Source organism: Rhizobium sp. S152 (assembly GCF_030380735.1).
Classification (GTDB): Bacteria; Pseudomonadota; Alphaproteobacteria; order Rhizobiales; family Rhizobiaceae; genus Rhizobium.
In genome coordinates, this window is record NZ_JAUDRZ010000008.1 from 662,111 (window position 1) to 680,957 (window position 18,847).

17 protein-coding genes are annotated in these 18,847 nt (G+C 63.0%); 6 read left to right on the forward strand and 11 right to left on the reverse strand.

Annotation, left to right across the window (positions count from 1 at the left end; genetic code table 11):
- Window positions 1–9 precede the first annotated feature (9 nt).
- The gene (locus QTL95_RS12800; RefSeq protein WP_289720329.1) at window positions 10–975 is read right to left on the reverse strand and encodes a transglutaminase-like cysteine peptidase; all 966 of its coding nucleotides are present in this window, start codon (window positions 973–975) and stop codon (window positions 10–12) included.
- 226 nt (window positions 976–1,201) lie between these two features.
- On the opposite strand from QTL95_RS12800, the gene QTL95_RS12805 reads away from it, so the two are divergent.
- Complete coding sequence (locus tag QTL95_RS12805) at window positions 1,202–2,449, forward strand: ABC transporter substrate-binding protein (protein WP_289720330.1); 1,248 nt, start codon at window positions 1,202–1,204, stop codon at window positions 2,447–2,449.
- A gap of 38 nt (window positions 2,450–2,487) precedes the next feature.
- On the opposite strand, the gene QTL95_RS12810 is transcribed toward QTL95_RS12805, so the two are convergent.
- Window positions 2,488–4,014 (reverse strand): ABC-F family ATP-binding cassette domain-containing protein, encoded by a 1,527-nt coding sequence (locus QTL95_RS12810; protein WP_289720331.1) that lies wholly within the window; start codon window positions 4,012–4,014, stop codon window positions 2,488–2,490.
- A gap of 384 nt (window positions 4,015–4,398) precedes the next feature.
- Here QTL95_RS12810 and QTL95_RS12815 point away from each other — a divergent pair, with 384 nt between their 5' ends.
- On the forward strand, window positions 4,399–4,701 hold the full coding sequence (locus QTL95_RS12815; protein WP_037180649.1) for an alkylphosphonate utilization protein: 303 nt from the start codon (window positions 4,399–4,401) through the stop codon (window positions 4,699–4,701).
- A gap of 58 nt (window positions 4,702–4,759) precedes the next feature.
- On the opposite strand, the gene QTL95_RS12820 is transcribed toward QTL95_RS12815, so the two are convergent.
- Window positions 4,760–6,310 (reverse strand): helicase HerA-like C-terminal domain-containing protein, encoded by a 1,551-nt coding sequence (locus tag QTL95_RS12820; RefSeq protein ID WP_289720332.1) that lies wholly within the window; start codon window positions 6,308–6,310, stop codon window positions 4,760–4,762.
- Window positions 6,311–6,537: 227 nt separating this feature from the next.
- On the opposite strand from QTL95_RS12820, the gene QTL95_RS12825 reads away from it, so the two are divergent.
- Window positions 6,538–6,933 (forward strand): hypothetical protein, encoded by a 396-nt coding sequence (locus tag QTL95_RS12825; RefSeq protein ID WP_289720333.1) that lies wholly within the window; start codon window positions 6,538–6,540, stop codon window positions 6,931–6,933.
- A 58-nt stretch (window positions 6,934–6,991) separates the two neighbouring features.
- On the opposite strand, the gene QTL95_RS12830 is transcribed toward QTL95_RS12825, so the two are convergent.
- The 6 genes from QTL95_RS12830 to QTL95_RS12855 all read right to left on the reverse strand — a co-directional run bounded on the left by QTL95_RS12830 (window position 6,992) and on the right by QTL95_RS12855 (window position 12,547).
- Entirely contained in the window at window positions 6,992–7,426 is a 435-nt protein-coding gene (locus QTL95_RS12830) for a hypothetical protein (protein WP_289720334.1), read from the reverse strand.
- 214 nt (window positions 7,427–7,640) lie between these two features.
- The gene (locus tag QTL95_RS12835) at window positions 7,641–7,847 is read right to left on the reverse strand and encodes a hypothetical protein (RefSeq protein WP_037181234.1); all 207 of its coding nucleotides are present in this window, start codon (window positions 7,845–7,847) and stop codon (window positions 7,641–7,643) included.
- A gap of 362 nt (window positions 7,848–8,209) precedes the next feature.
- A complete protein-coding gene (gene zwf / locus QTL95_RS12840; RefSeq protein ID WP_289720335.1) occupies window positions 8,210–9,733 on the reverse strand; it encodes a glucose-6-phosphate dehydrogenase in 1,524 nt (507 codons plus the stop codon).
- Window positions 9,734–9,863: 130 nt separating this feature from the next.
- Complete coding sequence (locus tag QTL95_RS12845) at window positions 9,864–10,046, reverse strand: hypothetical protein (protein ID WP_289720336.1); 183 nt, start codon at window positions 10,044–10,046, stop codon at window positions 9,864–9,866.
- 400 nt (window positions 10,047–10,446) lie between these two features.
- On the reverse strand, window positions 10,447–11,217 hold the full coding sequence (gene tam, locus QTL95_RS12850; protein ID WP_289720337.1) for a trans-aconitate 2-methyltransferase: 771 nt from the start codon (window positions 11,215–11,217) through the stop codon (window positions 10,447–10,449).
- 61 nt (window positions 11,218–11,278) lie between these two features.
- Window positions 11,279–12,547: a hemolysin family protein gene (locus tag QTL95_RS12855; protein WP_289720338.1), complete on the reverse strand. Its 1,269-nt coding sequence runs from the start codon at window positions 12,545–12,547 to the stop codon at window positions 11,279–11,281.
- 530 nt (window positions 12,548–13,077) lie between these two features.
- Between QTL95_RS12855 and QTL95_RS12860 the strand changes: the two genes are divergently transcribed.
- Window positions 13,078–14,616, forward strand: a complete 1,539-nt coding sequence (locus QTL95_RS12860) for a hypothetical protein (RefSeq protein WP_289720339.1) — start codon at window positions 13,078–13,080, stop codon at window positions 14,614–14,616.
- Between the two features lie 42 nt (window positions 14,617–14,658).
- Here QTL95_RS12860 and QTL95_RS12865 read toward each other — a convergent pair whose 3' ends face one another.
- Window positions 14,659–15,117 carry a cupin domain-containing protein gene (locus QTL95_RS12865; RefSeq protein ID WP_289720340.1) on the reverse strand — a complete coding sequence of 153 codons (459 nt, stop codon included), beginning with the start codon at window positions 15,115–15,117 and terminating at the stop codon, window positions 14,659–14,661.
- Between the two features lie 156 nt (window positions 15,118–15,273).
- Window positions 15,274–16,314, reverse strand: a complete 1,041-nt coding sequence (locus QTL95_RS12870; RefSeq protein WP_289720341.1) for a zinc-dependent alcohol dehydrogenase family protein — start codon at window positions 16,312–16,314, stop codon at window positions 15,274–15,276.
- A gap of 255 nt (window positions 16,315–16,569) precedes the next feature.
- Between QTL95_RS12870 and QTL95_RS12875 the strand changes: the two genes are divergently transcribed.
- A complete protein-coding gene (locus QTL95_RS12875; protein ID WP_289720342.1) occupies window positions 16,570–17,457 on the forward strand; it encodes a branched-chain amino acid aminotransferase in 888 nt (295 codons plus the stop codon).
- 117 nt (window positions 17,458–17,574) lie between these two features.
- Window positions 17,575–18,501, forward strand: a complete 927-nt coding sequence (locus QTL95_RS12880) for a bestrophin family protein (RefSeq protein ID WP_289720343.1) — start codon at window positions 17,575–17,577, stop codon at window positions 18,499–18,501.
- Window positions 18,502–18,847: the final 346 nt, after the last annotated feature.

Genomic DNA, 18,847 nt, shown 5'->3' on the forward strand with positions numbered 1-18,847 from the left:
CCTGCTGCGTCAGAAGGCTACGCCTTCGCCGGGCGCGACTTTCTCGATCGGCATGGCGGCCGCCATCTGCTTGGTCCCGACGCGCGAGCCGTGCAGGTAGCCCTTGCCGTTGGCGATCGAGTAGAGCGGCTGGTAGTCGGGCAGGCGGCTGTCGGCCAGCACCTCGTCGCGCATGTTGTCGAGAATGAAGCGGCTGCCGCCGACCGAGACGGACAAGACGGCGTGATAAAACCTACGCTTCTGGTCGAACAGCACGACCACGGCCATGTCCTTGAGGTCGACGCCCTCGGCATGCAGCGCCGCCATCTTCAGGATCGCGAAATCCTCGCAGTCGCCCTGCTGGCGCGACAGCGTCTCGGATGGCTTTGCCCAGTAGTCGGCCTGGCCATAGGTGTCGATGTCGCGGCGGTAGCGAATGGTGTGATTGACCGTTGCATTGACGGCATTGAGCTTGTCGCGGATCGATGCCTGCGCCTTGCGCGTGAACGCCGCCTTGATCGCGGTCGCTGCCTCGCATTTGCCCTTGGCGCAGCCGATCGCCGCGCCGCTGTTCATTTCGGCAAGCGACGGCGCCAGTTTTTTCAGCGCCGCGAGCTTCTTGAACGGGATGGCGACGGTGCCGAAAACGGCGCTGTCGGAGCGAGCGGCGGTGACAGCCGGACGCGTCGCGGGCCTGATCGATGCCGTGCTTTCAGGCGACCACGAGGCCGGCTGGACGAAGGACGACAGATCGACCGAACTCATCGCCCGCACGATGCCATCGGTGGCGGCGCCGACCAGTGCGGCGACACCGGCAAGGCTGCCGGTCTGCGCCAGCGCCCGTGCCGGGATGGCGGAGAAGATGGGCGGGTAGGCGGCGCCTGTGAGCTGCGCCGAGGGAAGCGCGCCGGCCTGTGCAGAACCGCAGGCGGACAGGGCCATGACAAGGGCCGAAGTCAGGGAAGCAAGTCTTCTTGTTATTCTTGCGGGCTTCATGTCGATCGTCTCTCCGTGTGTGAGAGAAGATTACAAATAGCCTATAAAAATCAGGTATTTAAACGTAGATAAGTGTTCCGGAATTTATCGGGTCGAATGCGCATAAAATTTTAGTTTTGCCGTCAACCAAGTTTGGGGGAAGGGTTTGCTTTCGGCCGTCGCCTGTGCAGATATGAAGCCCGTGAAAAGCCTGCGTTTCAGGCGTATTTTGAGTTCGGGGGAACAGGTGAGAGTGCATCGGATCGCGCGCGGGGAGCGCGGGCATGGTTTACTTCAGGCAGCCGCAAAGCCGATTTTCAATGCCGCCGTTTCGCTCGGGCGCTTCCGGGGGCTTTCGGTATCGGCGCTTCTGCTCCTCTGCGGCACACTTGCAGCCTGTCAGTCCGGCGTCGATGGTGTCGCCACGAACGTCAAGACGAACGACATCAAACCGCCATCGACGGAGGTCGAGGAGAGCTACGGCGAGACCGGCGCCGAAATCACGCTTTTGGCCGCGAAAGGCAGTAGCGGTCTCTATGAGGGTGCTGCCCGTGACGTGCGCGACGGCATGGCGCTCGGCGTCGGCGAGCTCGGCAACAGCCAGGTCTTCGTCAAGGTCATCGATGTTTCCGGCGGCGCTGGCGCGGCCACCGCTGCGGTGAGTGCTGCCAAGACGAGGGGCTCGACGCTCATCGTCAGCTACGCCTCGCCGGCCGTCACATCTGCAATCGCCTCGCTTCCGGCCGACCAGCGCCCGCCGCTCCTCAATCTCGGCGTGCCGGTCCCAGCCGGCGCCGGCAATGTCTACAACCTCGTCTCCGATGAAGTCGACAGCGCCATCGAAGGTGCCCGTGCGGCCGCCGCCAGCGGCCATAAAAAGATATTCGCGTTTGCCCAGTCCGACTTCTCGCCCGCGTCCGAAAGCCGCCTCTCCAGCGCCATCCGCGCATCCGGCGGCACCTGGGTCGGCATCGCCCGTTACGAGCTGACCGATGCGTCGGCCTCCGACGCCGTGCAGAAGAGCAGGGCGCTGCTGCAGGGCGCCGATACGGTGCTGATCCTCGGCAAGAGCGCCATCGTCACCACGGTGGCCGGAGCGGTGAAGGCGGGCGGACAGCCGAACCTCAGCTTCGTCGGCACCAGCGCCTGGCCGCAGCAGACCTGGTCCAACGCTTCGGTCAACGGCACGCTGATCGCCCGCGTCGAGCCCGATGGCGCCGGCATGATCGGCGCCCGCTACAAGCTTCACTACAAGCGCACGCTCACCGATGATGCCGCCTATGGCTACGACGCCGTCGCCATCGCCTCCGGCGTCGTCAGGACCAAGGGACCGGAAGCGATGACGGCTGAAACGCTGACCAGCAAGGTCGGCTTCCACGGTGTCACCGGCGTCTTCCGCCTGACGCCGGCAGGCTCCGTCGAGCGCAAACTCAGCCTCTATGCCATCTCAGGCGGCAAGCTGAACCTGCTCGGCGCCGCCTCCGCCTCGTTCTAGAATAAAAGCCGCGGCAGCTCGATGCCGCGGCCCTGAGGTCACACCATGCCTGACGCGGAAGCGAAGAATGCTTCCGGGCTCTCCACCTCCACCAGCCGTTTCCTGTCGATCACCCAGAAGCGGTTGCCGACCTCGCGGATGAAGCTGCGGTCGTGCGATACCAGCAGGCAGGTTGCCTGCTGCGCCATCAGCTCCGCCTCCAGCGCCTCCTGGCCCTCGATATCGAGATGGTTGGTCGGTTCATCGAGCAGGTAGAAGTTCGGATTGGCGAGCCGCAGCGCCAGCATGCCGAGCCGTGCCTTCTGCCCGCCGGACAATCGTCCGATCGGCTTTTCCTGCATCTCCACGCTCATGCCGGCGCCCGCCAGCAGCGACCGCGCGCGGGCGTCACCCAGATCGAAGCGCCGCAGGATCATCCGCATCGGCGTCTCCTCGTCCTTGAGATCGCCGAGCGCCTGGTCGCCATAGCCGAGCACCACCGAAGGCGTCACCTTGATGCTGCCATCGGCAGCGTCGGGAGCCTCGATCGCCCGCCGCAGCATCGAGACGAGCCGCGTCTTGCCGGCTCCGTTTTCGCCGAGCAGCACGATCCGGTCGCCCTGGCAGAGAAACTGCCTGCCGGTGCGAAACAGAAGCCGCCCGTCCGGCGTCGTCACCTCGGCATCGTCAAGTGTCACCAGCACCTTGGCATGCGTGCCGCGATTGGCGAGCCGGATGGCGCCGGCCGAGCGTTCGAGATGCGCGGGCTTTGCCGCATCCTCCAGCTTGTCGGCGCGCTGCTTGAGCTGCTTTGTCTTGACGACGAGCAGGTCGCTGCCGGAGTTGATGCCGATATTGTTGAGCTTCGCCGCCTGCTGGCGCAGCTGCTGCGCCGTCTTCATGTCGCGCTGGTAGCGCCGCTCGTCCGCCGCGTCGGTCTCGTCGAGTGCGGCCCGCGCCTTGGTATAGCCGAGCGCAAAGACAGGCGAGCGTTCCGGGCGCAGGAACAGCGTCCGGTTGGTCGTCGCATCCAGAAAGGCGCGGTCGTGGCTGGCGATGACAACGGGCGTGTCGCGCGGCAGGCCGTTCACCCATGCCTCAAGCCGGGCGATCTTGCCGAGATCGAGATGGTTGGTCGGCTCGTCGAGCATCAGCACATCGGGCTCGGTAACCCAGACGCGCGCCAGCATCGCCAGCCGCTGCCAGCCGCCGCTGAGCTGACCGACCGGCCGCTCGCGCAAGAGATCGGGTACATCGAGCGCGTCGAGCACGATGTCCACCCGCCAGCTCTCGTTCTCCTGCTGGTCCAGCGGCAGGGCCCGCAGCACGGCCTGATGGAACGGCACATTGACGAGCGCCGCCGGCACGTCCTGCTCGACATGGCCGATCGTCAGGCCGCGCGAGCGCGTCACGTCGCCATCCGTCGCCTCCATGGTGCCGGCGATCACGCGCAGCAGCGTGGACTTGCCGCGCCCGTTGGCGGCGACGAGGCCGATGCGGTCACCGGCATTGATGGTGAGGTCGAGATTGGAAAACAGCGGTCTGGAGAGGGAGACGCCGAGATTGCGGATATTGATAAGAGTCATGATCTTGCTCTGGTCTTCCGAACGACCGCGGCCGCGCGCTTGAGCGCCACGGGCATGCGTGTCGTTTCGGTGGATAAGTCACAAGCAGGCGAGCCAAAGCTCGGCTCTGCTTAGCCACGAAGGGCGGACCAGGAAGAGATTTGCGAGAAACGGTCTCTGGTCAGCCCTGCAAACGCATCTGCAGGGCGTTGACGGGGCCACGCTGCCGGTAAAACCGGAAGTAAAAATTCTGCACGTGACCCTCCTTTCTCTTTGGCGCAATGGCAATGAAATAACACCGCACACCCCGCGACGCAACCGCACGCTCCGGTTCAAGCCTTGCGGCGGTCCGCCGGCTGCTATAAGCGCCGGACTCATACTTTATTTCTTTCAGGAGATGCGCCGATGGCCGCGGATGATGACGATTATGTTTACGACGAAGCAACCGGCGAATGGCGCCCCGCATCGGAGCTTGCCGCAGAGGCGGCGAAGGCATCGGAAGTGCGCGACGCCGCCGGCAATGTGCTGGCGGACGGTGATTCCGTCACGCTGATCAAGGACCTCAAGGTCAAGGGCGCCGGACAGACGCTGAAGCAGGGCACCGTGATCCGCTCGATCCGGCTGACCGACAATCCCGAGGAAATCGACTGCCGCCACGATGCTATCAAGGGTCTTGTGCTGCGAACGGAGTTCGTGCGCAAGCGGTAGGGCATGACGCCTGTTGCGGCGCGAACGATCGCCGCCGCAACAGGATATCTGCCTGAAACTACCGTTTCAGGCTGCCGAGAATGCCGCGCACCAGCGCGCGGCCGACCTGCGTCGCCACCGTGCGGGCGACGCTTTTCATCGCCGCTTCCACCACCGTTTCGCGCTGGTAACCGGCGGCGCGGCCACGGCCCTTACTGGGCTGATCATCCTTGTCGCCGCCGCCGAAGCCAGGCAGCGTCCAGCCGCCGGTGGTGCTCGCCTCGGTCGGCTGCGGCTCTTCCTTGGCGGCATTGGCCTCGGCTGCGTTCTTGGCGCGGGCGGCGAGCATCTCGAAGGCGGACTCGCGGTCCACGTCTTCGTCGTAGACGCCGAGAACCGGGCTCTTGTCCATCACCTGCTGCCGCTCGGCATCGGTCAGCGGTCCGACCCGGCCGGATGGCGGCCGTACCAGCGTGCGCTCGACGATCGACGGCGCGCCCTTGTCCTCCAGCGTCGAAACCAGCGCTTCGCCGGTGCCGAGCGTGGTGATCACGGTGGCGCAATCGAAATCCGGGTTGGGGCGGAAGGTATCGGCAGCCGTCTTCACCGCCTTCTGCTCGCGCGGCGAATAGGCGCGCAGCGCATGCTGGACGCGGTTGCCGAGCTGCGCCAGAACGGTTTCCGGCACGTCGAGCGGGTTCTGCGTGACGAAATAGACGCCGACGCCCTTGGAGCGGATCAGGCGAACCACCTGTTCCACGCGCTCGGTGAGCACCTTCGGCGCATCGTTGAAGAGCAGGTGCGCCTCGTCGAAGAAGAACACCAGGCGCGGCTTTTCGGGGTCGCCGATTTCCGGCAGTTCCTCGAACAATTCGGACAGCAGCCAGAGCAGGAACGTCGCGTAAAGGCGCGGGTTCATCATCAGCTTGTCGGCGGCAAGCACCGAAATCTGGCCGTAGCCGCGATTGTCGGTGCGCATGATGTCGCTGATCTTCAGCGCCGGCTCGCCGAAGAAGTGCTCCGCGCCCTGCTGCTCCAGAACCAGCAGCGCGCGCTGGATCGAGCCGACGGATGCCTTGGAGATCAGACCGAACTGGCTGGAAAGCTCGCTGGCGTTCTCCCCCATGTAGTTCAGCAGCGCAGCGAAATCCTTGAGATCGAGCAGCGGCAGGCCGGCCTTGTCGGCGATCTTGAAGGCGATGTTGATGACGCCCTCCTGCGGCTCCGACGCATCCATCAGCCGGGCGAGCAGCAACGGTCCCATCTCGGCGATAGTGGTGCGCACGCGGTGGCCCTTCTCGCCGAAGAGATCCCAGAAGATGACGGGAAACTGGTCGAAAGCGAAGTCGTCGAAGCCGATCTGCTCGCAGCGCTTGGTGATGAAGTCCTTCGGCTCGCCGCGCGCCGCGATGCCTGAAAGGTCTCCCTTGATATCGGCGCAGAAGACCGGGACGCCGGCCTTGGCGAAGCCTTCGGCCAGCACCTGCAGCGTCACCGTCTTGCCGGTGCCGGTGGCGCCGGTGACCAGGCCGTGGCGGTTGCCGAACTTGAGATCGAGATATTCGGGGCTGTTGATGCTATCGTCGGGCTTGCGGCTCACGCCGATGAAAATCTTGCCGTCCTCGATCATTGCAAACATTCTCCCAATGGCGCTTGGCCGCTTGCGTCAAAATGCGGAGAGCAGTTTCCGCACGGTCATTGTAATATCGCTCGTCTGTTATAAGCAGGGACTTCAATGCCGACAACTGTCTGCATTAAAAGGAAAACCGGGATTGACGTCCGCCATCGGCGCGGGTCGCTTGAGTTGCCTGATAAACTCGATTAACGTTGACGTTAACGTCAACAAAGGAGGATACCATGAACGAACTCGTAGATCAGGTTGCCGCACGTGTCGGCATTCCGGCCGAGGTGGCCGAAAAGGCTGTCGGCATGATGCTCGGCTTCCTGCAGCGCGAAGCGGCCGATGGCCCCGTTGCCCGGATGATCGAAGCCATTCCCGGCGCGTCCGATCTCGTCGCCCAGTACAACGGCGAAGGTGCGACGGGCGGCGGCGGCATTCTCGGCAGCATCATGGGTGCCTTCGGCGGCGGCGGCATCATGGCGCTCGGCCAGCAGCTGATGTCGGAAGGCCTCGGCATGGGCGAGATCTCCAGCCTCGCCAAGGAAACCATCGCGATCGCCGAGCAGCATGCCGGCAAGGATGTCGTCGACGAAGTGGTCGCATCCGTGCCCGGTCTCAGCCAGTTCATCTGAGGCAAAAATTACGCGAAGAAAGGCGGACGAGGGCATCGTCCGCTTTTCAACTTGAAGTTCAGTTTCGGGCGGTGACGCCAAGCAGAATGAGCCAGTTTTTGGCGAGATCCGCAGCCGCCTGCCGGCCCGGATCGTCGAGCTTTTCCGGCCCGCAAGAGCGAGCCATTTCTCTCTGGTCGTTGATGTCAAACGAGGCGTTTTCAGCCTTCACGATCACCTGCCACCAGGCGCAGCCGCGCATCGCGTTAGGCTCGACGGCGCCGTCGCAGCCGGTGGAGAGGCAGCGCGCGACGATCCTCTGGCTTTCCACTTTTCCGGCGATGGCATCGCCGTAGATATCGGTCCAGCGCGCCCGCAGATCCGTACAGCTCTGCGCATTTTCTGATTGCCCGCAACTCGTCTTCGCCACGTAATCGGCGGCATCCGGCCAGTCTGCGACCTCGACCAGACTGACACATCCGCAAGCCAGAAGCGCGGCGGCGACCCACTGCAAATTCCATCTCCGATGCGCCCAAGTGCGCGGTTAACACTTTGAATATGCGCAGGATTTAACCGGAACAATCGATCGGAGCGCCCGAAAAACCCACACAACGGCTCGCAACGAGAATCGCCGCGAGGTGGTCTCGCGTATTTTCTACCTGCTAAAACCTGATGTCGAAAGTGTCTGCTGCGCTCGGCGGGATACAAAAGAACGCGGATAAGCCGGGTCAGTGCTTCTTCTTAGTTTCCCGGGCCAGCTTCAGTATCACGTCATCTGCCGCGTCGGCCAAGGCCATCGCGATCTCGGCCGCTTTCCACCCACGCTTCTCACCGTTCTTGATGAGTTCGTAAAGAATGGGCTCAAACTCGGACCGGCACGTTTCCATGCGTTGATCGGAACTTGGATGATTCTTCGAAGTTTGAATATCCGTCATGTCAATACCCCAAAACCCGTAGGATAGATTTAGCAAGGCCAACGAAGAGCGCAAGTAAATATGTTAATCCGACATTAATAATTCGGGGTGGTGTGCTTTTTCAGCCATTGGTTGGTGTAAAGCCCAAGAAGGGCCCGCCGGGGTTTGACGGGCCCCGCCTTCTTTGTCGCACTGGAAAAGCAACGCCGTCAGCGAGAAAATCTTCGCATCTCCGGCCTGCGCGTCAATTCATACCTATGTTGTATGACGCACCGCCATTTTGCTGCATGATTAGGATTATTCATTGAGACCAGTCATTTGCGCCGCGCAGTGCGAAAACTATACGGCAGTGTTCTTTGTTATACTTTAGTTAAGCGTGTATTTCAGGGCTTCGCCCGGCTGTGGTTGTGCAGCGTCACGCCCAGCGCATGCCATTCCCGGCCGTCCTTCCGGATAAGCTCCTCGGCACAGGTCGGTCCCATGCTGCCCGGAGCATAAGTCTCCGGCTCCTTTTTCTCCGTCGCCCATACGTCCAGGAACGGCTGCACCGCGGCCCACCCGGCCTCGATGCCGTCGGCGCGCTGGAACAGCGTCTGGTCGCCGATGAAGAGGTCGTATAGCAGGGACTCGTAGCCCGTCATCTTGCCGATGTCGAACTTGTCTGCATAACGGAAGTCGAGCGAAACCGGCACCGTGTCGACCGAAAGCCCGGGCGACTTGATGGAGACTTCCATGCTCAGCCCTTCGTCCGGCTGCACCTGGATGATCAGCTTGTTCGGCGGCAGGTTGCGCTTCACATCGGTCTCGCGAAACTGTGCGAAGGGCACCTGACGGAAGGTCACGACGATCTCCGTATCGCGCGCCGTCATCGCCTTGCCGGTCCTCAGGTAGAACGGCACGCCCGCCCAGCGCCAGGTATCGACAAAGAGCTTCAGCGCCACGAATGTTTCCGTGTTGCTGTCGGCCGAAACGTCCTTGGTCGCCCTAAATGCAGTAACGGGATTGCCGTTCAGTTCCCCGCCGGTGTAGGCGCCGCGCACCCCGTGCGTGGCGGCTTCTTCCGGCGTGTAAATCCTAAGCGCGCTCAGCGCCTTGCTCTTCTCGCTGCGGATCGCCTCGGCACCGAATCCGTTCGGCGCTTCCATGGCAATCATTGCCAGCAGCTGGAACAGGTGGTTCGGCACCATGTCGCGCAGCGCGCCCGTCGCGTCGTAGAACTTGCCGCGGCTGCCGACATCCACGGTCTCCGCCGCGGTGATCTGCACATGGTCGATATAGTTGTTGTTCCACAGCGCCTCGATCATCATGTTGGCGAAGCGCGTGGTCAGGATGTTCTGCACCGTCTCCTTGCCGAGGAAGTGATCGAGCCGGTAGACCTGGCTTTCAGAAACCTTGGCAAGGATCCGCGCGTTCAGCGCCTTGGCTGTCGAAAGATCGGTGCCGAACGGCTTTTCGATCGCGATCCGCCGGAACACGCCTTCGCTTTCGCTGGTCAGCCCGTGTTGCGCCAGCTTCTCGACGATCGTGCCGAAGAATTGCGGCGGCACCGCGAGATAGAAGGCGGCATTGCCATCAGGCGCCCGCGCAAGCCGCGCCTTGATATCGAGATAGATCTCGTCCCTGGTGAAGTCGCCCGAGGTATAGGCGATCCGCTGGCGCAGCCGCTTCCAGCCGTCGCTCGCTGCATGCGCGCCGCCATCATCCAGCGTCGCCAGAAAATCGTCCAGCCGCGCAACCAGCATCGCATCGTCGCCGGGCTCGATCCCGATGCCCAGAATATGCAGGTCGTCCCCGGTCAGCCCGCTCTGCGTCAGGTTGATGATCGCGGGAACAAGCAGCCGCCGCGTGAGGTCTCCGGTGGCCCCGAAGATGACAAGCGTGACCGGCGGGCTGGGAGCTGCGTCCATGATGATCTCCTTGATGTGGGAGGGGGAAGATAGAGCGGGCGAAAGGGGTGCCAAGCGGGGGAGTGAGGTCAGGGCGATACGCTGATATGGATTGAAGTGCGATGTTTACTCTGCCGAGCCACGGCGAGCATCAACGATTGGCGTCTTCGATTTGTCTGCGAAGTGCTGAGAACGAAGCCTCGACGTCATCGTTAAGGCGCCCTTTGCCTGATGCCACGGACTGCCTGGCAATCGCGACCTTCGTTTCGAGAAACGCGGCATATTCAGCTGATGGAGACCCAGCTGTTGCTTTGACGATGGTATCCTTCGGCACGCGCACCTCCATCTGTTCGCAGACGATATAACGGTAGTGATGCCTTCGCAACGCGCTCAACGTCGATGATCAGCCGGTATTGCTACATCTGCGGGACGGCTGTCGAGCGCATCCGCACCGTCGTATTCCCGGAGACGTGATTAGATCCTCGGCACGAGGCCGAGGATGACGTTCGAGCATGCCGATTCATCCCGTAAGATATTGAAATAGCTATCGTTATATCATCTTCGACGTCATCCTCGGGCTTGTCCCGAGGATCTGCCAACGTCTCAAACTGCTCGACGTGGATGGACAACTCGTTGCGCGCACACGTGCTCGCGTGATGGCTGTCTCAAGACAACGTCGGAGAATTGGGGTTCACTCCGAAACCTTTTGATATGTAAAGGATTTCCGCTCGCCGCTACCCCTTCACCGCCACCATGAAAATCCGCGGAAACCGCAAGAGCACCCGCCCGTCCGACATCTTCGGGTAGGCTTTTTCCACCCGCCCGAGATAGTCCGCCAGAAACGCCTCGCGATGCGCGTCGCCGGCATGGTCGAGATAGGGCCGCAGCCCGGTGCCCTTGACCCATTCGACGATCGCCGCTGCGTCCGCCATCGGGTGGTTGTAGGCAGTGTGCCAGACATCGACGCGCGATGCCTTGCCGATCAGGCGGGAATAATAGGTTGCCGGTGGGGGCAGCGGCTTGCGGCGCACGCTTTTAGCTTCGAAGGCCGATTTCCACTGGCCGGCATGGGCGCTTTCTTCCATCAACAGATGGGTCGGCTCCGTCAGGTTGTCGGGCATCTGCACGGCAAGCACGCCGCCGCTCGCCAGCCCGTCCATCAGCCGGTCGAAGAAATCAAGATGGTTCGGCAGCCACTGGAACACCGCATTGGCGAACAAGAGATCGGCCGGCTCGTCCGGCTGCCATGTGGCAAGATCGGCTTCGACGAAGCGGGTGCCTGGCAGGCGCTTGCGCGCCGCCTCCAGCATGTTGAGGTCGCTGTCGAGCCCGGTGACGTTTTCGTCGCCGTATCGGTCGATCAGGAGTTCCGTCGAGTTGCCCGGCCCGCAGCCGAGGTCGATCGCGTTGCGCGCGCTGTCGATCGGCACCTGCGCGAGTAGATCACGCGCCGGTCGGGTGCGCTCGTCCTCGAACTTCACATATTGGCTTGCGGACCATGCCATCGGGCTTCCTCCTGAATTGCGCACTGACGTGCAGCCGAAATCGTCGGCTGCATGTCGTTCCTCATGCCTTGGTCACCAGCACCTTATCGACGCGTCGGCCATCCATGTCGATGACTTCGAAGGCCCAGCCGTTCTTCTCGAAGCGCTCGCCCAATTCGGGCAGGTGCTTCAACTCCTCGAGTATGAGACCGGCAACCGTCTGATAGTCGACGTCGTCGGCAACGGGGAAATTCATGAATTCGGCGAATTCGTCGATCGGCGTCCACCCCGAAACGAGATAGGAACCGTCGTCGCGCTTCTTGATCGCCTGTTCCTCGTGAACCCCGGCCTCGCCGAACACGCCCATAATCGATTCCAAGATGTCGCCGGAGGTTATCACGCCTTCGAAATGCCCGTACTCGTCGAACACCAGCACCATGTGCTGCGACGACTTCCGCAACGCTTCGATGACGTTCGTCGCGGGCGTCAGGTCGGAGACGACGGGAACCTCCCGGACGAGCGCCTGAAAATCGACCGGCTGCGGCGCGTCGTAGAAATCCTTGACGGAAATGACGCCCAGCACCTCGTCCGAGCTGCCTTTCCGCACCGGCAGGCGCGAGCGGTTCGTTTCCTGGATGACGCGCCTGATCTTTTCCGGAGCGTCTTCGATGTCGATCAGCTCGACGTCGCGACGCGGCGTCATCAGCGCACGCGCGCCGCGGTCGGCAAGTCGCATGACGCCGGTAATCATGGCCGATTCGCCCCGCTCGATGACGCCTGCATGCTGGGCTTCCGCCAGCACTGTCTTGATCTCTTCGTCGGTCACGCCCTCGGCGATCTTGCCGGATTGCCCGAGAAGCGAAAGAACGAGCTTTCCGGACTTGTCCAGCAGCCAGACGAGGGGCAGGGCGACCTTGGACAGCAGCGTCATCGTCGGAGCGACCTTCACGGCGACCGCCTCAGGGGCGCGAAGCGCCATCTGCTTGGGAACAAGTTCGCCGACGATGAGGGACAGATAGGTGATGGCGACGACCACGGAGCCCACGCCAAGGCCATCGGCCCATGCGGGCGGCAGGCCTTGCGCGAGCAGCCAGCCTGACAGGCGAGCGCCGAGCGTCGCTCCAGAGAACGCGCCGGAGAGAACGCCGACAAGCGTGATGCCGATCTGCACGGTGGACAGGAACCTGCCGGGATCCTCGGCCAGGCGGATCGCCAGCCGCGCGCCCTGGCTGCCGCGCTCGGCAAGGACCTTCAGGCGAGCGGCTCTGGACGAAACGACGGCCAGCTCGGACATGGCAAGCACGCCGTTGAGCACGGTAAGCAGAACGACAATTGCGATTTCGGTATACAAATTTGAACCTATTGTGTTGGTTTTTCAGGCAATTCTATTGCCTGTCCGGTCGAGGCGTCAGCGGCCATCCGAATTGGGACGATGAGGTGAACGGTGAGGTCTGACATCGCCTCGACCAGGAAAACGGGAATCGCCGATTGCGCCGGACGCAGGCGCCCGACGTTCGAATGTCGCGATCTTGTATGAAAACCCCGCCCTTGCGGCGGTTGCCTGAAGCCTCGGACCGATCAGGTCACGAGAGCGCCATCTACAGCCATCGCCATCATTCTCTGCGGATTGATCCCGGCTGGAATGGGCGGAGCTGCTACTGGAAGGGTCGCTGTCTGGCATGGCGCAATTTTGCTGATAAAACCGGTCAGGTTCAAGAGGGGTTGCGTAAAAATCCTGCACCTTACCCTGTAACGGTTGTGTGACCGCGCCTTAAGGTCGCGCGTTTTCGGCATTTTGCTAGAGTTTTAGCGGGATCTGAAAGAGATGCCTCACGCATGCAGGAGTAGTATCCGCGCATTATTCGTGGGGAGATTGCGCAGATGCATGCGAGTTCACGCACCCTTATCGCAGCAACGGTGATCGGCCTGATTGGCGCATTGGCTGCTCACGCGCAATCGGCGGCCGATGCTGGGCCGCTACCGGCGGGCGTTTTTCTCGACGGCATGCAGCCTTATCGCGAGAGCTATATCGCCTATCTCCTGATGCCGTTTCGCGCCGGCAGCGGGCCAGACCAGCGCCTCACCGCCGACGACATCGCGCGCGCCGAGCAAAGGGAGCAGGCGCGACGCCGCGCAGGTCTTCTCACTCCGTTCTTCGAACGCGACCTTGATGGAGACGGCAAGGTGACGCCGGCGGAGATCGCCGACGCTCCCGTCACCATGTCGCGGCGCGAGCCGCTGACGGCGATGGATGGCGATCATGACGGAACCGTCACGCTGGACGAAGCTCTGGTCTATGCCGGCGTGCGGGCAGCATTACCCGATGCCGGCCGCACGACGAGCAGGCTGTCGCAATTGCTCGCGCTCGATCCGAATAAGGACGGAACGCTGACGGCCGACGAACTGGAAACGCTCGGCCGCTCGGCCTTCGCCTATTTCGATCGCGACGGCGATGGAGTGCTTTCCGAGCAAGAGATGGCCGTCAGGGAAAAAGCCATGAACGAGCGCCAGGTCAAGATCGCGCTGGAGCGCCGGGCGGCGCTCTGCAATCTCCCCAAGGCCGGACAGACGGACCGCGTCCTCTTCGTCGGCGCCTACGAGGCGGCGGCCCTTTCCGACGTTACCGTCTCCGGCCAGGACGCGGTGACCGGCACGGCCGAGCTTGCCATCGATGCCGGCGATACCCCGCTCTACATCGTTGTTTCCTCTTACGGTTCGATCATCTGGCGGCTCACCGGTCACACCGAGCGGGTCGCCCGCCTCGTCGTGGCCAGCGACCGGAAGGGCGGCGGCGCGACGGGCCTTCAGACGGAGAAGGTCACGATCGTCTCGCAGCCACGCTGCTTGCCTTACGCCTCCTCACAGGGTGCCGGCCTGCAGCACGTAATGACGACGCTTGGTGCGTTCACCGGCAAGCCTGTCGATGATGTCCTGGCGAGCTACACGCTGCCGAAAGCCAACCTGCCGTCCAACGCCGTGCCCGCTGCCGAATGGAAACCGACGCGCAACCCGGCGCCGCTCAAGCCCATTCCGCTCAACATGGGACAGTTGCGGAACGTCGATCCCGCCACCTACCAATCTTTCATCCGCTTCAATCCCGCCGGTCTCGTCTCGATCGATCCGGCAGCGGTTGTCTCGCAGGGGGTCGCCGAGCGCTACCAGGTGCTGCCGCAGGAGGCGGGGCTACTGCAATTGCTGATGGATGGATCGCTCGAAGCGAACGGCAGTCGCGGCTATCTGGTCAGGAAGCCGATCCCTCGCTTTCCGGCGGGGCTTGCGGGTGCGCATCGCGTAAACTTCGTGCTGGCCAAGGGCGTTCCGCGCCCGGCCGGCAATCCGGGTCATTCCAGCGTGCGTGTGGAGGGAGAGGCCGTCTTGAAACCGGGTGACGTTCCGGCGATCGATTTGCCGATCAAATAGTATGGGCAACGGCGCGGATCGTTCCGCGCCGTTGCTGCTGGCTCAGGCGGCCAGAATGCTGGTGTCTTGCGTGTTGGCGACGACGGTCACGACCGTGTTGCCGCTCAGCGGCCCCTTCGAGGGATCGCGGGATGCGCCCGCTTCGAAGAATTCCGTCATGTCGCTGTCGATGATCGCCGAAAACACGGCGGTCTCGGGACCCGGATTGGAGTAGCCGTGGACCTGCTCGGACTCGATACGAACGATATCGCCGGCGGTCGCCTCGAATTCTTCCAGGCCCTGATCGGTCATCCGGCGCAGCTTCAGCCGGCCTTCGATGATGCGGAAGATTTCCGGGCTGGCGTGCCGGTGAAGCGGCGTGCGGCTGCCCGCGGGCACCGTGACGTCGAAGATGTTGAGCCAGGTTCCTTCCAGTCGGGCGCGTCGCTCGACCTGGTCGTCCGCCGCGAAGAGAGCCTTCGCGCCCGGCTGGGCATGCGTGTTCACAAATGAGGTGGACATGATGTCTCGCTTTTCTTTTTCTTAGCGGCGAGCGCGATAGACCTTTCGCCGGACATTGACAACCCGCTAAAATGCAAGGCTCCGATGCGCTGGCGAGATCGCACGCCGCACGTGATGTTCCGCCGGCAACGATCACTCTATTGTGTCTCGGGAGCCTCAGAAGCTGGTGATGACGCTGATCCCTGTCGTCTCCGCCTTGTCGAGCGTCATCAGCGCCGGGACCGCCTCGGCAAGGCCGATCCTGCGCGAAATCAGCTTCTGCGGCGCGATCTTCCCGGCGGCGAGCATCGACAGCATGGCATCGTAGCGCCAGGCCTGCATGCCGTGGCTGCCGTAGATCTCGAGTTCGTGGCCGATCACCTGCGCCATCGGAATCTGCGGCGTCGAATGTTCGCCGAGCATCAGCCCCACCTGCACATGCCGCCCACGGCGGCGCAGGTTCTTGATCGAGTTGAAGCAGGTGACGGGATGGCCGAGCGCGTCGATCGATACATGCGCGCCGCCCTTGGTGATCTCGCGGACCGCCTCGGCGACATCGGCAACCTCGGTCGCATTGATGGTCGCCACCGCGCCGCACTCGCGCGCGAAGGCCAGCTTGTCGTCGGCGACATCGACGGCGATCGCATTGGCGCCGAGTGCTGAAGCGATCATGATCGCCGAAAGCCCGACGCCGCCGCATCCATGCACGGCGATCCATTCGCCGGGGCCGGTGCGGGCCTGGTCGGCCACGGCGCGAAACGAGGTGGCGAAGCGGCAGCCGAGGCTTGCGGCCGTCGCGTCGTCGACGCTGTCGGGCAGGTGCACGAGATTGGTGTCGGCATAGTCGATCGCGACATATTCGGCGAACGAGCCCCAATGGGTGAAGCCCGGCTGGAACTGGTTCGGGCAAACCTGCTGGTTGCCCGAATGGCACTCGCCGCAGCGGCCGCAGCCGGATACGAAAGGCACGGTCACCCGGTCGCCGACCTTGTAGCGCATCACGCCCTTGCCCGTCGCGACCACCCTGCCGGCAAGCTCGTGGCCCGGCACGTGCGGCAGCTTGATATCGGGATCATGCCCCATCCAGCCATGCCAGTCGCTGCGGCAAAGCCCGGTGGCACCAACGGCGATCACGACGCCGTCTTCCGTGGGCGTCGGGTCGGGTAGGGTGGTGATCTCGGGAGCCTTTTCGAAGGCGTCGTAGAACATGGCTTTCATTGGCGGATACTCCTGCTTGCCTTATGGCATCGATAGTGTCGGCATGATGACACGCGGCTGCCGCCGGCTCCAACCGTGCCATTTATGATTTTCGCTGATGTGTCCATCGCCGGCACTTGACAATCCGCGCATGAATATTGCCCGCCAATACACCGCCACATCCCGTTTCTTGCTTACCGTTTTTCGCGGCATATTTCCGCTTGACCCGGCCCCCGTGCGGGTTTTTGTCTCTCTGCAATTCCGAAGGAGAGTCTCATGGCCGTCGATACATCGCCCCGTTCAAGCACCTGGACCTATGTCGAGGGAGAGTGGCTTGCCGGCAACCCGCCGCTGATCGGGCCGACCTCGCATGCCATGTGGCTGGCCTCCACCGTCTTCGACGGCGCCCGCTGGTTCGATGGCATCGCGCCTGATCTCGATCTGCACTGCCAGCGCGTCAACCGCTCGGCTATCAACATGGGCCTGAAGCCGGTGAAGAGCGCCGAGGAAATCGAGGCGCTCGCCTGGGAGGGGATCGGGAAGTTCGACGGCAAGACGCCGATCTACATCAAGCCGATGTACTGGGGCGAGCATGGTTCTCCGGGCAGCGTCGTCAGCGTCGATGCGGAGTCGACCCGCTTCGCGCTCTGCCTGTTCGAAGCCCCGCTCGGCAACAACAAGCCGAACTCGCTGACCGTCTCGCCGTTCCGCCGCCCGTCGCCGGAAACCGCGATGACCGATGCCAAGGCCGGCTCGCTCTACCCGAACAGCGGCCGCGCCATCGCGGAAGCGAGAAGCCGCGGCTTCGACAACGCCCTGATGCGCGACATGAACGGCAATGTCGCCGAGACAGCGTCCTCCAACGTGTTCCTCGTCAAGGACGGCATCGTCAAGACGCCGGTCGCCAACCGCACCTTCCTCGCCGGCATCACCCGCGCCCGCGTCATCGGCCTGCTGCGCAAGGCGGGCTTCGAGGTCCGCGAGGAGACACTCTCGGTCGACGATTTCATGAACGCCGACGAGATCTTCACCTCGGGCAACTACTCCAAGGTCGTTGGCGTCAGCCGCCTCGACGGCCGCGATTTCCAGGAGGGGCCGGTGACCCGCAAGGCGCTGGAAATCTATATGAACTGGGCGTTTGGTCGCAGCGAAAGCGACAGCTGATCTGCTATAGCAGTTGATAGAAGTCAGGAATGATGGTCGCGCCGGTCGCGGCCATTTTCATGGCTGGGAGGAGAAGCCAGCCGTCCCGCAACCAAAAGCCAAGTGAAGTGCCGCGTCATGATCGTGCGTCCCCGCCCAACTCTCCTGCAACTCTTCTTCATTCTCCGCGGCTCGATCATCAAGCGCGTCCTGCCGCAGATCATCCTCACCGCGGTGCTCTCCTCGCTGGTCGTGCTCTGTCACACGCTCTGGCCGGGCGTACTGCCTGTCTTCAACGGCGCGCCTTTCGCACTGCTCGGCATCGCGCTGTCGATCTTTTTAGGCTTCCGCAATAACGCCTGCTACGACCGCTGGTGGGAAGCGCGCCGGCAATGGGGCGTGATCGTCTTCTCCGCCCGCCATTTCGCCCGCCAGACGCTGATCCTGGAGACGACGTCGGGTGAAGCGGGTGAGGACGCCCGAAAGCGCGTCCTCACGCTGGTCATCGCCTTCGTCCAGTCGCTGGTTCCGCATCTTCGGACAGGCATTTCCCGCGACAAGGTCCTGCGCCTGCTGCCCGAAGATATCAACGCCCGCTACGCCGCCAGCCGCAATCCGCCCGAAGCGCTGTCGCTGGAAATCGCCCGCGAGCTCGCCGACCTCCGCGCCAGGGGCATGTTGAGCGACATCAATTACCAGATGCTCGACCGCACGCTTGCCGACCTGACGCTGGCGCAGGCCTCCTGCGAGCGCATCCGCTGGACGCCGGTGCCCTTCGGCTACACGCTGCTCCTGCACCGCACCGCGCATCTCTTCTGTCTCATGCTGCCCTTCGGCTTCGACGACGTGCTCGGCTGGTTCATGCCCTTCGGCACCGCACTGGTCGCCTACACCTTCTTCGGGCTCGACGCGCTGGGCGACGAGCTGGAGGAACCCTTCGGCAAGCAACCCAACGCACTCCCGATCGAGGCGATCGCCGATACCATCGAGATCAACATCCGCGAGGCCATGGGCGAGAAGGACCTGCCGCCGCTGCCGGTGGCGGTGGATTATCTGTTGATGTAGCAGGCAGGCTGGCCACGGCGATTGTTACATTCGGAAACGGTCGATGCCGCTCCCGCTCAAGATGTTCGCCGGCGCCGCCTCCTACTCGACGTCATCCTCGGCCGTCGTGCCGAGGATCTAAGCAGGTCTCCACGGATGCAACGGTGCCGGTGCTCGGGACGGCCGCCAACGCAAATTCCGGCATAAAAAGCCGGGCGATCCATTCACGTCGAGCATGTTGCTGCGTGGTTAGATACTCGGCACAAGGCCACTGCTGTCCGGTTTAAATTGCGGCCCATTGGAATTCCATCTGGTTGCGGCTTTTGAGCTTGTTCGGCGGTGGTTTGAGAAGCTGGTCTGTGGCCCG

Coding starts and splice junctions, on each gene's coding strand:
- QTL95_RS12815 (WP_037180649.1), top strand. CDS start 4,399: ATGGCCGCGGATGATGACGATTATGTTTACGACGAAGCAACCGGCGAA.
- QTL95_RS12870 (WP_289720341.1), bottom strand. CDS start 16,314: ATGAAAGCCATGTTCTACGACGCCTTCGAAAAGGCTCCCGAGATCACC.
- QTL95_RS12875 (WP_289720342.1), top strand. CDS start 16,570: ATGGCCGTCGATACATCGCCCCGTTCAAGCACCTGGACCTATGTCGAG.
- QTL95_RS12835 (WP_037181234.1), bottom strand. CDS start 7,847: ATGACGGATATTCAAACTTCGAAGAATCATCCAAGTTCCGATCAACGC.
- QTL95_RS12825 (WP_289720333.1), top strand. CDS start 6,538: ATGAACGAACTCGTAGATCAGGTTGCCGCACGTGTCGGCATTCCGGCC.
- zwf (WP_289720335.1), bottom strand. CDS start 9,733: ATGGACGCAGCTCCCAGCCCGCCGGTCACGCTTGTCATCTTCGGGGCC.
- tam (WP_289720337.1), bottom strand. CDS start 11,217: ATGGCATGGTCCGCAAGCCAATATGTGAAGTTCGAGGACGAGCGCACC.
- QTL95_RS12800 (WP_289720329.1), bottom strand. CDS start 975: ATGAAGCCCGCAAGAATAACAAGAAGACTTGCTTCCCTGACTTCGGCC.
- QTL95_RS12880 (WP_289720343.1), top strand. CDS start 17,575: ATGATCGTGCGTCCCCGCCCAACTCTCCTGCAACTCTTCTTCATTCTC.
- QTL95_RS12820 (WP_289720332.1), bottom strand. CDS start 6,310: ATGATCGAGGACGGCAAGATTTTCATCGGCGTGAGCCGCAAGCCCGAC.
- QTL95_RS12865 (WP_289720340.1), bottom strand. CDS start 15,117: ATGTCCACCTCATTTGTGAACACGCATGCCCAGCCGGGCGCGAAGGCT.
- QTL95_RS12860 (WP_289720339.1), top strand. CDS start 13,078: ATGCATGCGAGTTCACGCACCCTTATCGCAGCAACGGTGATCGGCCTG.
- QTL95_RS12810 (WP_289720331.1), bottom strand. CDS start 4,014: ATGACTCTTATCAATATCCGCAATCTCGGCGTCTCCCTCTCCAGACCG.